Here is a 14652-nt window from a genome sequence, read left to right on the forward strand (position 1 = left end):
ATTTTCCTTGCTAAACATAACGCGCGTTAAAGACACAATAAACTATTTCGACCTGGAGATGCGCAAGCGTTTAGCCCTGCCGATCACCTCTTGGCAACTGTGTTTACTTGCCATTATTGGCGGTACAATTTCCTCCCTGCTCATTGCACTATTTCTCGGTGCCATCAATACCATTCAACAATGGTTTTTGGCCGATATTGGACATTATACCAGCTTAACGGAGTTAAATCGTTTACTGTTGCCAATTGTTGGCAGCTTAGCGATTTTATTAACCGCTTGGCTGACGGGCTATCAATACATTCGCACGGGTATTCCCTTTGTACTGCATCGCCTCAAAGTTGCTTATGGCGTTATCCCGCTACGCAATACGATTAACCAATTTTTTGGTGGCATTATCGCGCTTGCCAGTGGCTTTTCGGTCGGTAAAGAAGGCCCAGCCATTCACTTGGGGGCTGCGAGTAGCGCCTATTTGGGCAGTCGTTTTAACTTGCCGTCCAATGCGACAAGAACACTGGCTGCTTGTGGTGTTGCGGCCGGTATCGCAGCGTGTTTTAACACGCCAATTGCCGCGGTAATATTTGTGATGGAGGTGATTTTACGCGAATACAAAGTTCACATGTTTATTCCCATCATGCTCGCGGCCATTGTCGGCTCAGCCGTGACCAGCAGTATTTTTGGGCCCGCGCACGGTTATGGCTTCTTTAGTGCCGTCAGTTTAGATTTCCAACACTACCCTTGGCTAGTATTACTTGGCCTAATGCTCGGCACATTAGCGGCTATTTTCAATCGCTTTATTGTGACCGCTATCGAAAAGGCGAAAAAATTCCACGTGATTGCTCGTCTGCTGATCGCCGGTATTATTACCGGCGCAGTAGGAATGATTATTCCCTATGCGATGGGAACCGATCTAAGTGCGATGCACTTTACCATGAGTGATGACGCCAGTACGGGCCTGCTAATTGGGCTGCTCATTGCCAAATGTGGGTTAACGATAGTCGCCGTAAGCTCAGGGATTCCCGGCGGCGTCATCGGCCCGATTTTAAGTGTTGGGGCAATTGCAGGTGCCATAGCGGCCAGCTTAATGGGCATCGCTTTTGACGATCAGATGACCAGTGATTTTGCCTTAATGGGCATGGCGGGTTTTATGGCCGCGACATTAAATGCGCCATTAGCTGCCCTCTTAGCGGTGGTAGAATTGTCCAACCAACTGGAAGTTATTGCGCCATCCATGCTCGTAATTTCAACCGCTTGCCTGTGTGCGGGGCAATTATTTAATAACCGCTCGGTGTTTATTATGCAGCTTAATGTGCAAGATCTGCCCTATCGCACACCACCGGTTGAAAATACGCTGCACAATATCGGTTTACTGGGCATTATGCGTACCAACCTAGCCCTGCTTAACGCAAGTGATAGCGAAGCCGTCATGCTGGAAAAAGCCCTTAAACATGAATATTTGATCATGCAAAGCAACGATGAATTTTACTGGCATGAAGTGATCAACGAACCCGGTAAAAGCAAGCGATTTAGGCAGCACAAGCTAGTGCCCATTTCGTGCCGAGACACGCTCGCGGAAGCCTATTGGCGACTCAATGAAAAGCGCTCCGGTGGCGTGTACATTTACGACCAATCACCGGATAATATTATTGGTTTGGTCACCTTCGAACAAATCACCTCCTACTTAACGAAAGGAAATATTCATTAATGACCACGATTTTATGGCTCAAGGCTTTCCACGTTATTTTTATGGTCGCTTGGTTTGCCGGCATTTTTTATTTACCTCGGCTGTTTGTCAATCACGCTGAGAGCAATAATCCGGATGTTATCGAGCAACTCAAAGGCATGGAGCGACGCTTGTTGTTGTTTGTGACACCGTTTGCCTTCTTAACGCTGGCTTTTGGGCTCGCACTTATTTTCCAATACGGACGCGAATGGTTTGTGGCGGCGAAATGGCTGCACTACAAATTAACCTTAGTGATTATTCTTTTCGCCTACCACGGTTACTGTTTTAAGTTACTCAACGATTTCAAACACGATCGCAATACCCGCTCAGGCCGCTATTATCGCGTGTTTAACGAAGTACCTGTGCTTATGCTTTTTGCTGTTATTATCCTTGCTTACGTGAAACCCATGTAAATTAACTCACCACTTCTCAGGCGTTTTAGCTGTGTGATAAAGCGCCTGTAAACTCATTCAATTGTAGTGCTTTCTGTGCTATATTCGCGCCGATAATTTTAGAGGCGCTAATGGCGGTAATATCAAGCTGACATTAGTTGCAACCACTCATGTCATGGCTGGAAAAGCGTTATGATGAAATTTCAAGGTAATCACATCTTGTCGGTGTCGCAACTCGATCGCGATGCTATTGCTAAAATTCTTGATGTCTCTGCACAAATGGCTCCTTATGCCGCACGCCAAAAGCGTTGCCATGTGTTAGATGGCGCCATCTTAAACAACTTATTTTTTGAACCGAGTACGCGTACCCGCGTCAGCTTTGGCACAGCATTTAACTTACTGGGTGGCTTTGTGCGCGAAACCGTTGGCGAAGAAAACTCGTCACTGAGTAAAGGTGAATCACTCTACGATACGGCGCAAGTGATTAGCGGCTACTCCGATGTAATCGCCATGCGCCACCCGAAAATGCATTCGGTTGCCGAGTTTGCCGAAGGCTCTAGCGTCCCCGTGATTAATGGCGGCGATGGTGCTAACGAGCACCCCACGCAGGCCTTGCTTGACTTGTTTACCATCCAATCTGAAATGTCACGCTTTGGCAAAGGGTTAGATAATCTCGATGTCGTGTTGATGGGTGATCTCAAACATGGTCGCACCGTACATTCATTGTCTAAGCTACTCAGTCTATACAACAACGTGAAAGTGACCATGGTGTCGCCTACCGCATTGCAAATGCCAGACAGCGTTATTTCCGCGCTAACCAACGCGGGACATCAGGTGATCGTAACCGATAAAATTGCCGGTAACTTAGCCTGTGATGTGATTTATCAAACCCGCATTCAGCAAGAGCGCTTTGCCAGCCAAGACGAAGCCGATTTATACCGCGGCCACTTTAGCTTAAACAAACAGGTGTATCAGCAATACTGCAAAGAAAACACAGTCATCATGCACCCTCTACCTCGTGACTCTCGTCCTGAAGCCAATGAGCTCGATACGGATTTGAACGATTTAGCGAATTTAGCGATTTTCCGCCAAGCGCAAAATGGCGTATTGGTGAGAATGGCGTTATTCGCCTTAACACTCGGAGTTGAAGACAAGCTCACCGCTTATGAAAAACCCGTGTTGTGGCACACCAACAAAGCGTTTTAACTCGCTAACGCCAATACTCGCCACACAGCTGAACATAGAATTTACAGGAAAAAACATGCAAAAATCTGCAGCACTTTTTGAACAAGCCAAAAACATTATTCCCGGTGGTGTTAACTCACCAGTACGTGCTTTTAACGGCGTAGGTGGGACACCCTGCTTTATTGAGCGTGCTGACGGCGCCTATATTTTTGACGCCGACGGTAAAAAATACACTGACTATGTTGGCTCATGGGGACCAATGATTTTAGGCCACAACCACCCAGTTATTCGCAATGCCGTGTTAAAAGCCGTGGAAAATGGCTTGAGCTTTGGCGCGCCAACCGCGCTGGAAATTGAGATGGCAGAAAAAGTTCGCGAAGTGGTGCCTTCAATGGAATCACTGCGCATGGTCAGCTCAGGTACAGAAGCGACGATGAGTGCCATTCGCTTAGCACGCGGTTACACAGGTCGCGATAAGATCTTAAAGTTTGAAGGTTGTTACCACGGTCACGCCGACTCATTGCTAGTCAAAGCAGGCTCCGGCGCACTTACCATGGGGGTGCCTAATTCCCCGGGCATTCCTCAAGACTTTGCGCAGCATACACTAACGGTAAGCTTCAACAACCTTGACGAAGTAAAACAAGTTTTCGCTGAACTAGGCGACCAAATCGCTTGTATTATTGTCGAGCCAGTGGCGGGCAATATGAACTGTATTCCACCTGTGGAAGGTTTCTTAGAAGGTCTTCGTGAAGTCTGTGACACGCACGGCAGTGTTTTGATTTTTGATGAGGTCATGACAGGCTTTCGCGTTGCACTAGGCGGCGCACAAGCGCATTACCAAGTAACACCAGACTTAACCACCTTAGGTAAAGTCATCGGTGGCGGTATGCCTGTTGGCGCGTTTGGCGGTAAGCAAGCAATCATGGATTACATTGCACCGGTTGGTCCTGTTTATCAAGCAGGTACTTTATCGGGTAACCCAATTGCCATGGCAGCAGGCTTAGCTTCATTGGGTGAATTATGCCAAGGTGACAAGCACCAGCAACTAGCCGCAAACACCGAAAAAGTTGCCAAAGGCTTTAAAGCGGCGGCACAAAAGCATGGCATTGCATTGAGCATTAACTATGTTGGCGCGATGTTTGGTTTCTTCTTTACCCAAGAGGAAACGGTGACTAGCTACGCCCAAGCAACCGCCTGTGATGGTGAGAGATTTAAGCGCTTCTTCCACTTAATGTTAGATGAGGGCTTCTACCTAGCCCCTTCGGCATTTGAAGCGAGTTTCCTATCAACCGCTCACACTGACGAAGATATCGAAAACACGATTGCCGCAGCAGATCGTTGTTTTGCTAAATTAGCTGAGTAAACCGTAAAAGAAAAACTGCATTTTAGCCCATCACCTGATGGGCTTTTTTGTTTAGAAATGTATGGAAATAATTGTGTTTATTCATAGAATTATTTAAGTTTGTGTAGTCGACAAACAACACAAAATAGATTTTTATAAGGAATATAAAATGATAAATAAATGGATTTTAAGTTTCCTCCTGCTCTATTGTATGTACTCTCACGCCAATGTGGGTACTCTCCCTCACAGCGATAATGTAAGGTTTTTTTTAAGCGCAAACTTCTCTCTTTCAATAGCAGCTAAGTGTCTCTCTGGTAGTGTTTTGTCACATATGGACGGGCAAATAATTAAATTTAATGAAAGCGCTAGTATCGCCACTTTTTTGATTAATCGAGAGCAAGACGGCCTTCCAGAAGAGTTCGATCTTCATGACTACCCCCAAATTATACTCGGCACAAAAAAGATAGATTCACTGCCAGAAAACATCAAAGATAAATTCAATAACTCCAGACGAGAATTACGCTTTGCACTTGACTCCCCAGAAATCACGGAAAAGACTTCAGATAAGTACCATTTCTACTATGCTTGCAATGGCCTGCAATGTACTACATTCATCACCAGAACAGAGGTAGATAATGAACTGTTGATGATTAACTCTAATGGATTCACTAAGCGACAAATAGCAAATTTAATGGAGTAAATTTGAAATGCTAACGACATCACAGAAAGATAAACTATATAAACTGATTACTCACACTATTGGCCATGACGCCAATTTAAAAAGTGTAAAGAGTGGCTTTAATGAACGAACAGTTACAGTAGTAGAAGAAATGATAGCGGCAAACGCAAGGTGTAACGCAAACCTAAAAGAATTAATCCAGTCACTAGCTACTGGTGGACAACTGACCAAAGGCTGGTTAAAAAAGTTTTTAGGCAGTGCTAACACATTGCTCCCGAATAAACCTAATGGCTATGCTTGCTTGGTCATATCAAAAGCGAAATGGAAACAAGCTATCTATATCACTGCAATGTAAGCTACGGTAAAAAGCAGCGAATTCCGCTGCTTTTTTATTGCCTGTGTTAGTAGCAAAATCTACTCAACCTCAGGTTTGGATAAGAAATAGTGAATAACAAATCAATTCAAATGCTTATGTTTATTGTTATCTTCTAGCGAGAAATTTTTGCTGATATCAAGGCAAATTTGCGCGTCAATAGCTAGTCTATTGCAAGTAAATTTAACGCTGGTAGCAGTAAAAATAGCCGCTAGAAGAACATTAGTTATCCAGAGCTGAGGTTACTCACCTCGACCAAACAATTTTTCTAGCCATGAACGTTTATCGACGATTTTTTCCATGCAGCTAGAATAACTGAGATCTATGGTCACCGCTGGGTAGTACGCCATATTTTGACAAGTTTCACGCACCGCATTCCCCGTCGTTAACTCAAAGCCAACCTCAGTAACGTTATCCGGCGCAGGCCAACTGAGGTTATTCACACCCGCTTGTTTTAAGTAGTTAGCAAAAAGCACTAAGGCACCGCTGCTGCCCGTTAATTTCATTGGTTTGTTGTCATCGTGTCCAATCCAGCTAGTGATCAACTGCTGCTGGTCGTAACCGACAAACCAACTGTCGCGTTGATCGTTAGTCGTCCCTGTTTTACCAGCAACCTCAGCACCTTTTAAGCGCCAAGTAAGGGACTTGGCCGTACCGCGCTGTGTTACTTGCTGTAAAGCATAGTTCATCAAGTAGGCGCTTTGCGATGAAATACGTTGTTCATGCCTAGGCTGATATTGCCACAAGGTTTCGCCACTATGGGCAACCACATGCGTGATAGCATGCGTGCGTTCGTAGTACCCCTGATTGGCGATTGGCAAATACAGCTGGTTTATTTGGTAAGGTGACATATTCACCGCCCCCAGTAACATGGAAGGCCGTTCAGTAAGCGGCTTTTCGTAACCTAACATGGCCATTGACTGGGCGACATCTGCTAAGCCAAGCGACATGCCTAGATTAACCGTTGGGATGTTTAGCGACTCAACAAGACCATCAACTAATGGCACTTGGCCTCGAAACTTGCCGTCATAGTTCTTAGGGCGCCATTCCTTGCCTTGCTCTGAGCCTAGCGTGATCGGCTTGTCTTCGATAGGTGTCGCAAAATTAAACTGTTGATAGCGCTCTAATGCCGGTAAGTACACTGCGGGTTTGATTAATGAGCCAATCGGCCTGTGGGCATCTAACGCGCGGTTAAAGCCATTGTTATCAAAGTTTCTATCCCCCACTAACGCCATCACCTCACCGGTGGCCGATTCAGTAACCATGGCGGCCGCTTGTAATGAGGTTTGCTTGTGTTTGCGCTCTAACTCAGTCAAGGTTTGAGCCGTGGTTTGCTCCAATAACAGCTGTGCCTTCATAGAGAAGCCAGTAAACACTTTGACACCGGCGTTTTGTTGCTGATCCCCTAGCAATTGCGGTAATTCGCGTTTGACTAACTGCATATAGTTGTAAAAGTGCTGGCGCAACATACGCCGCTTAGGTCGAATGCCAAGCTTGGCCGCCATTGCCTGTTCGTAGCTAGGCACATCAATTAAGTGATGCTCGACCATCAGCTTGAGTACTAAATCTCGGCGTTTTCTGGCATTTTCCGGCTTACGCCAGGGGTCGTAGTAACTTGGCCCTTTGATGACACCAATCAATAATGCCATTTGCGCAGGAGTTAACTGATTTAATGGTCGACCAAAATAAAACTCTGATGCCAAACCAAAACCATAAACACCATTGGCAAAATGCTGCCCCAAATACACTTCATTTACATAGGCTTCGAGCAACTGGTCTTTGCTGTAACGATATTCAAGAATAAGTGCCATCAAGGCTTCATTTACTTTGCGTACTAAGGTTTTATCACGGGTTAAGTACATATTCTTAACCAACTGTTGAGTCAGCGTACTGCCGCCTTGTACGGTGCGGCCTGCCACGATATTGCTATATAAAGCGCGTAAAATGCCCAGTGGCGACACACCACTATGAAAATAAAAATCGCGATCTTCAACAAGCAATAAGGTATCTAGTAGGGATTCGGGCACTTGCTCAAGCCCAACCAAAACGCGGTCTTCTTTACTGGACGGGATAATCCGTGCGACCAGTTGTGGCGCTAAGGTGACTGACTTTACTAAATCATTGCCGTGGTAAACTTTCTGAACTTTGCCCCCGCTTACGTCAATCGTTAAGCGCGCAGCGCTATAGTCATGATCGCGATAACTAAATTCCGGCTGGAAAATAATGATGCGCGAGGCGGATTGTGCATATTGACCGGGGCGCCACACTTTCGCGACTTTCTGATAACCACTGCGAGAGAGTGATTTAGCGAGATAGGGTAAAGACAGCGGCTCACCTGCGCCGACTAATTCCGCGCGGCTAAATACCTGTACGGGCACTTGCCAACGCTGACCTTCAAACTTTTCTCTGACTTTAGCGTCCAGATAAACGGTGTAGACCACTAAAAAGCACAGCACAAAAACACTGAGCTTCAATCCCGTGGCGAACAGCCAATGGCCAAAGCGCCTAATCTTGCTGGTTTGCTTACCTGCGGATTTACTGCCTGCTGAATTACTGCCTGTTGAATTGCTGCCTGCTGACTTAGCTTGTTTGGAATTTCTCGTCGTTGATTGCTTCGCACCGCTGGCACGTTTACTTGTGCTAGCCGTTTTTCGACGTGGTGATGTGGTGGTGTTTTTTTTGTTAGTGCCAGCACGTTTAGGTGCTGGCTTATCGGATTTTTGTGTCATAAGACTTGCTGGCCATAATGGGCAATGCAAGCGCACTGCTTGGCTATGTAGTTAGCAATATAATTGGCAATGCAGCTCGCTAAAGGCTACTGCTTTTGCGACTTAGCAGAGAACTTAGCTTTTAAGCGGTGGCGATAATTGGCTTTTGCCAGCTTTTGCATGTCTTCAACTTGGTCGCTTTCATCGACAATTTCACGTCCCAAGAAGGTTTCAATGCAGTCTTCAAGCGTGACAATACCCGCGGTTTGACCAAAGTGATCTTCCACTAAGAAAATATGCTCGTGACGCTTAATAAAGACATCCAAAAGATTAAGCACAGGGAAACTTTCAGAGATTCGATACAAAGGTAGGGCTATTTCTCGCACCGGAATATCACCTTTACCTTGACGCTCGCTTTCATATAGGTGCGCTTTAAGCAGTACACCTGTGATGTTATCTATTGACTCTTGAAACACAGGGATACGGGTAAAGTTAGCGGTTTTTTCCGCACTGAGTGCCTCGCTTACGGTAATGTCTTGAGGTAGCGCATGAACCACACTACGCGGTGTTAAAATATCTTCCGCCTTGGCATCGCGCAGCTGTAAAATATTCTCAACTAATTGATTTTCTTGCCCAACAATCGCACCGTCCTTGTGGCTCAGTGCTGCTAACGCTAACACTTCCTCACGGCTGATGACTTCATTTTTCCCTTTGCTAAACAAACGAGTCAAGAATGAAGACACCCAAACCAAGGGGTAAACCAGTTTCACTAAAAAGCTGATAATGTACGCCGAAGGTATGGCTAGATTACGCCAGAAAGTTGCACCAAGTGTTTTAGGAATGATTTCAGAGAAGTATAAAATCGCTAAGGTTAATAAAAAGGCAACGAGTGTCTCTTTCGACTCGCCAAACACTTGAATGGCCTGTGCACCAACGCCTGCCGCCCCCATTGTATGGGCGAAAGTGTTAAGAATAAGAATACTTGAGATCGACTGATCCAAATTAGTTTTAACGCTTTCCAGCACTTTACCACCGCGCGGTTTACTTTTTAGCACCTGCGCGACATAGCTCGGCGTAACCGATAGTAAAACTGCTTCTAAAATGGAACAAAGAAAAGAAACGCCAATGGCGACAGCAAGATAGATTAAAAGTAGTGTCATTAATCCAGAGAGTAAGTTAATAAATTACTTAACAATATACCTAAACATAACCGCTTTTAATAGAGTAATTGCATAACCTTGCTGACTAAGCTGTTATCCTAATGACGAATTACGTAAACCTGAGCGACTAAGCGGTTAATAATGCTGTTGTTTGCTCACCCGGCATAGGTTTGGCAAAATAGTACCCTTGGCCGAATAGGCAACCCATTCGCGCGAGAATATCCGCCTCTTCCTGACATTCAATGCCTTCACTGACCGTTGCTAATTGCAGGTTGGCCGCCAAATCGATAATCGTTTTAATAATGGCTCGATTGTTCGGTTTTAAATGTGCGTCAGTAATAAATGAACGGTCGATTTTCACCACATCTAACGGGAAGCGATGCATATAACTCAAACTTGAATAGCCAGTACCAAAGTCATCCAGTAATAGCTTAATACCCAATTGCTTTAACGCTTCCATGTTCGCTAGCACGACTTCATTTTCTTCCAATAGCACGCGCTCAGTTAACTCAATACGCAAGTGTGCTGGCTCTAAGCCCGCACTGGCCAGAATGTGTTGAATTTCAGCGGGGAGCGTTGGATTGTAAAAGTGATTACCAAACAAATTACAACTCACGTATTGCTGATTACAAATACCTTGTGTTTGCCATTGCTTTAGCTGGTCACAAGCTTTGCGAATAATTTGTAAGTCAATATCAACCACTAAGCCAGTTTCTTCAGCGACAGGTATAAATTTATTTGGCATCACCATGCCACGCTTTCCACTTTGCCAGCGAGCAAGTGCTTCAAAGCCAATAATTTCGCTGGAATCTAGCTGGTATATAGGCTGAAAATATGGCGTAAACTCGTCTAGTTCAATCGCTTGGCGAATATCCGCTTCAAGTGAGAGTTCTTCTTGGATTTTCTGGTGCATACTGGCGTCGAATTCTTCAAATCGACCTTTGCCACTATCCTTGGCGTGGTACATAGCCGTATCGGCATCACGCAACATCGTTTCCGCGGAATCGTAACGGACATCACTGAACAAAATGCCAATACTGGTGCCGATAAAGACTGGCTGGTTGTCTAAATCAAAAGGTTGCGCCAAAGTGCAGGTAATGCGCTGCGCAATTTCATAAACTTCGTTTTTACTGTCGATATCTTCAATTAACACAACAAATTCATCGCCACCTAAGCGAGCGACCGTATCGTTGGCGCGAATAATACTTCTGAGCTCTTTGGCAACAATTTTGAGCAGTAAATCCCCTGCGTGATGGCCTAGGCTATCGTTCACCATTTTAAAGCGATCGAGATCGAGAAACAGTACGGCAAATTCCATCTCTGGCCGGCGTTTCATATTGTTGATGGCGTGATCAAGCAAATCTAAAAACACGACGCGATTTGGCAAGCCCGTTAGCACATCATGTGACGCATTGTGCTTGAGCATCTGCTCGACTTGTTTGCGTTGGCGAATTTCTTCTTCCAACGCTTCGGTGCGCATTTTAACCTGTTTTTCCAGCAACTCATGGGTGCGTCGCTCGTAATCTAGTGTTTCACGCCGCCTAATGGCCATGCTCACATGGTGTGAAACAAAGTTCAGTAGCTCAGCATCTTGCTGATTAAAAGTAATGTGGCGTTGATAACTTTGTAAAACTAATACGCCAATCACTTCATCGTCTGCAATTAGGGGTACGCCAAGCCAAGAGTTAGTTTCTTTTTGCGGCTTTTTCGTTTCACCTTGGCGATACAACTCGTACATTTCGTCATAAGTCAGCAAGCAGGTTTGCTTGCGCCTGATCACTAAGGCAGTGTAGAGGTCGGAAGATTTTTGTGGCAAAAAGTCACTGGCGGTATTGCGTGAGTTTTGATCTAAGTAGTAGACAAAGTCTATGGTATCACTTTCTTTGTCATACTTAGCGATAAAGAAGTTCTCAGCGTTGATCAATTGGCCAATAATATTGTGCACTTGGCCATAAAAATCACTTATTTCAAGACCGACTTTATTCGTTAATTCGGAAATGCGATAAAGCGATTCTTGTAACAGTTCAGCTTTTTCCCGTTCGCGAATTTGTTCCATCAACTCACGAGTTCGCGATGACACCGCCTTTTGCAGCTGTTCGTGATCTTGTAAACGGATAAGGGTTGAGACAACGTGTTGGGCAGTGTAGGTCAATAGTGCCTTGTCTTCTTCGCTGTAGCGAGTATCTTCGTTATAGCTTTGGATCACCATAACACCGATAACAAAGCCATCTTGCATAAGTGGCACACCAAGCCAGTCCATCCCCGCGGTGCCGATATTGTTAAGCACCCCGTCCGCGATCATGTTTTCTATCATGTTAGGCGTCGCCAGCAACGCCTCTTTGGTCGCGATAACATGACTCGTCAAAGAGCCCCTGAAGCTATCAAATGGAATTTGCCCTTTCGGCACATCGTCAGCCTCGTCAACATGATAAACAAATTCTAACGTTGACAGTGTTTGGTCATACATGACGATATAAAAGTTCTCTGCCGTCATGATGGCTTTGATGACTTGATGAACTTGCCCGTAGAACGTGGACAGCTCTTTACACTCTTGTGACAGTTGGTTTAACTTAAAAAGCGCGGTGTGGCGCTGTTGTAGGTTCTGATACGCGACTCTGTATAGCTCCAGCTCATTTGTCTGGTTTAATTCATCGCTATTGGGCAACTTTTCACCTGATGAATTTGTCATGACGCGATACCTACTACCTTTACTAAAACTCAATTGCAAAACACGATGACGAAAGAAATTCCTGTTACTTGCTTTCTTTCTTCAATGCTTCCGCGGCTTGCTCTAATTGATCTTTATTACCACAAATCGCCGCTTGCTTGTCGTCTCGGTAATAACGGATTTGAACGCAGTCTTGTTCATAGCGTCGCTCAAGCTCAGTGCGCAGTATAGGTCGATCTTTCGCTTGTGTAATTTGACGTTGTAATACTTGGCACTGCTGCACTTGCTCAGCGGCTAACGTAACATCCTCGCAAGCATTTTCATTAGCAGCACAGCCTAACAACAAAATACTGGCTGATGCCAAAAGTAATAAATTTCTCGTCATTTGATGTAGTTATCCCAGATAGAAGTGTTTTTATTATAACCAGCCATCAATTAGATGTCATACCACAAAATAAAAAGCTGACCATATAGTCAAGTAATGATATAATTATTATCAACTATATTTATCACATAATGCCTTAGCAGGAGAAAGCGATGCAAGTACAAGTTGTGGACTATCAATCACCTGATGCACCTGAACAATTCGTTAAAAGTTTACGAGAAACTGGATTCGGTGTACTGGTTAATCACCCAATTAAACAAGAGGTTGTTGAGTCTATTTACAATAACTGGTACGAGTTTTTTACCAGCGATGAAAAAGACGATTTCGCATACGATCCAAAAACTCAAGACGGTTACTTTGCGCCAGAAATTTCTGAGATCGCAAAAGGACACACGAAAAAAGACATTAAAGAGTATTACCACGTCTACCCTTGGGGCCGCATTCCGGCGTCACTAAAAGACGAGATTATGGCGTACTACAAGCTAGCGTCTGACCTAGCAGCAGAGCTACTTGATTGGGTAGAAAAACACAGCCCAGCGGAAATTGCAGCTAAGTACTCTGAGCCACTGTCAAATATGATCAAAGACACGCCAAATACCTTGCTACGTGTATTGCATTACCCGCCATTAAAAGGTGATGAAGAGCCAGGTGCTATTCGCGCCGCAGCACACGAAGATATTAACTTGCTTACTATTTTACCAGCCGCTAATGAGCCTGGTTTACAAGTTAAGTTAAATGACGGTACTTGGTCAGACGTTCCTTGTGACTTTGGTAACTTAATTATTAACATTGGTGATATGCTGCAAGAAGTGACTGGTGGCTACTTCCCATCAACGAGCCACCGAGTGATCAACCCAACGGGTAAAGGCTCTGAGAATTCACGTATTTCACTACCGTTATTCTTGCACCCGCGTGACGAAGTAGTATTGTCTGAGCGCCACACGCAACGCACCTACTTAGACGAGCGTTTAAAAGAGCTAGGCGTTAAGTAACGCCAAGACTAAGCTGCGGTATTATTAGCGCAAACTAATAGCAAAAAGCCAGTACTTTACGCTACTGGCTTTTTTATTGCCGCACCGCTACTTTTCACAGGCTTGCTCTGTTGTCTTCCAAATCACGGGGCCTGTGTATTTACCAAGTGCCAGATTTGTGCCTTTATCATCAACCCAGGCTTTATTTCGCGTATAGGCGATATAATAGTTAGTATTCGCTGCAACATTGATGGTGAAATCGCGAAATTCTTTTGGTAAATCGTATTTATTGCCAATGCGTAATCGATGAAGCCCAACATCAACGCGAACACGAGATTTATCTTTCATCCAGGCTTGGCCATTAACTTCTTTGATCACTGTGGTGTTTTTTAAACCACTGTATTTTGTTGGTGAAATCGACAAGCTATTGACCAAAATAATACGCCCACAACTGCCAAGTTTAGTGACGACATCCATATGCTTTTCGCGCATGCTCGCAAAAATAGGCGCATTTTCTTCAAGCTGCCAATAAGGCACATGGCTACTGTTCAAACCTGTGTCTGAACCCAATGATTCAGCACTGGTTAGCTGCCATTGCGGCAAGTATTTAGCCTTTAAATGCGCTTTTAAGATCAAGCTTTTGCCATTGCGCCTAACATCAATTTTAACCAATGAATCATTGGGCAAATACTGGAGTAAACGCGCGGCACCAGCGGCACCATCAACGAAAGGAATATCGTTAATCGCGACAATCAAATCGCCACTTTGGATGCCCAATTGGCTGGCTTGACTGCGTGGCGTTACCGACACCACTCGACCCGGCTGACTGGCATCTAAAATTGCCCCAAAGCGGCCGCTGTCAAAGCGCTTACCTTGTGTTAGATTAATGTGAATATCTTTAATGGGTACGCCTTCAGCAACTTCTAATGCAGTAATTTCGGCGAGTTTCTGGTTAATCGTTCGGACTAACTGATCTGCTATTTGTTGTGCTTGAGCCGACTTCAACTCATTGCCATTAACGTTGCTAGCAAGCAGCAACAATGCAATCACCAAGTACTTCATTGGGCTT

At 44.8% G+C, this 14652-nt stretch carries 12 protein-coding genes; 7 read left to right on the forward strand and 5 right to left on the reverse strand.

The features are described from left to right. The first annotated feature begins 58 nt into the window (after positions 1-58). The 6 genes from DXX93_RS18265 (at position 59) to DXX93_RS18290 (ending at position 5673) form a co-directional block, all read left to right on the forward strand. On the forward strand, positions 59-1702 hold the full coding sequence (locus DXX93_RS18265; RefSeq protein ID WP_116009359.1) for a chloride channel protein: 1644 nt from the start codon (positions 59-61) through the stop codon (positions 1700-1702). Continuing rightward, positions 1702-2133: a CopD family protein gene (locus DXX93_RS18270; RefSeq protein ID WP_116009360.1), complete on the forward strand. Its 432-nt coding sequence runs from the start codon at positions 1702-1704 to the stop codon at positions 2131-2133. The genes DXX93_RS18265 and DXX93_RS18270 overlap by 1 nt, the downstream gene beginning before the upstream one ends. A 171-nt stretch (positions 2134-2304) precedes the next feature. Further along, positions 2305-3318, forward strand: coding sequence for an aspartate carbamoyltransferase (locus DXX93_RS18275; RefSeq protein WP_220347583.1), 1014 nt, complete (start codon positions 2305-2307; stop codon positions 3316-3318). Between the two features lie 55 nt (positions 3319-3373). Then, positions 3374-4660 (forward strand): glutamate-1-semialdehyde 2,1-aminomutase, encoded by a 1287-nt coding sequence (gene hemL / locus DXX93_RS18280; protein WP_116009361.1) that lies wholly within the window; start codon positions 3374-3376, stop codon positions 4658-4660. 148 nt (positions 4661-4808) lie between these two features. Next, the gene (locus tag DXX93_RS18285) at positions 4809-5339 is read left to right on the forward strand and encodes a hypothetical protein (RefSeq protein ID WP_116009362.1); all 531 of its coding nucleotides are present in this window, start codon (positions 4809-4811) and stop codon (positions 5337-5339) included. A gap of 7 nt (positions 5340-5346) precedes the next feature. Continuing rightward, positions 5347-5673, forward strand: a complete 327-nt coding sequence (locus tag DXX93_RS18290; RefSeq protein ID WP_116009363.1) for a hypothetical protein — start codon at positions 5347-5349, stop codon at positions 5671-5673. A 260-nt stretch (positions 5674-5933) separates the two neighbouring features. Here DXX93_RS18290 and mrcB read toward each other — a convergent pair whose 3' ends face one another. The 4 genes from mrcB to DXX93_RS18310 all read right to left on the reverse strand — a co-directional run bounded on the left by mrcB (position 5934) and on the right by DXX93_RS18310 (position 12612). Beyond that, positions 5934-8420, reverse strand: coding sequence for a penicillin-binding protein 1B (mrcB, locus tag DXX93_RS18295; RefSeq protein WP_116009364.1), 2487 nt, complete (start codon positions 8418-8420; stop codon positions 5934-5936). A gap of 86 nt (positions 8421-8506) precedes the next feature. Then, positions 8507-9559 carry a CNNM domain-containing protein gene (locus DXX93_RS18300; protein ID WP_116009365.1) on the reverse strand — a complete coding sequence of 351 codons (1053 nt, stop codon included), beginning with the start codon at positions 9557-9559 and terminating at the stop codon, positions 8507-8509. A 127-nt stretch (positions 9560-9686) separates the two neighbouring features. Further along, entirely contained in the window at positions 9687-12248 is a 2562-nt protein-coding gene (locus DXX93_RS18305; RefSeq protein WP_116009366.1) for an EAL domain-containing protein, read from the reverse strand. Between the two features lie 64 nt (positions 12249-12312). Continuing rightward, on the reverse strand, positions 12313-12612 hold the full coding sequence (locus tag DXX93_RS18310; RefSeq protein WP_116009367.1) for a hypothetical protein: 300 nt from the start codon (positions 12610-12612) through the stop codon (positions 12313-12315). A 152-nt stretch (positions 12613-12764) separates the two neighbouring features. Between DXX93_RS18310 and DXX93_RS18315 the strand changes: the two genes are divergently transcribed. Further along, positions 12765-13604: a 2OG-Fe(II) oxygenase family protein gene (locus DXX93_RS18315; protein WP_116009368.1), complete on the forward strand. Its 840-nt coding sequence runs from the start codon at positions 12765-12767 to the stop codon at positions 13602-13604. An 87-nt stretch (positions 13605-13691) separates the two neighbouring features. Here DXX93_RS18315 and DXX93_RS18320 read toward each other — a convergent pair whose 3' ends face one another. After that, a complete protein-coding gene (locus tag DXX93_RS18320) occupies positions 13692-14645 on the reverse strand; it encodes a PDZ domain-containing protein (RefSeq protein WP_116009369.1) in 954 nt (317 codons plus the stop codon). Positions 14646-14652 lie beyond the last annotated feature (7 nt).

Origin of the sequence: Thalassotalea euphylliae, from assembly GCF_003390335.1 — a bacterium.
Taxonomy (GTDB): domain Bacteria; phylum Pseudomonadota; class Gammaproteobacteria; order Enterobacterales; family Alteromonadaceae; genus Thalassotalea_F; species Thalassotalea_F euphylliae_B.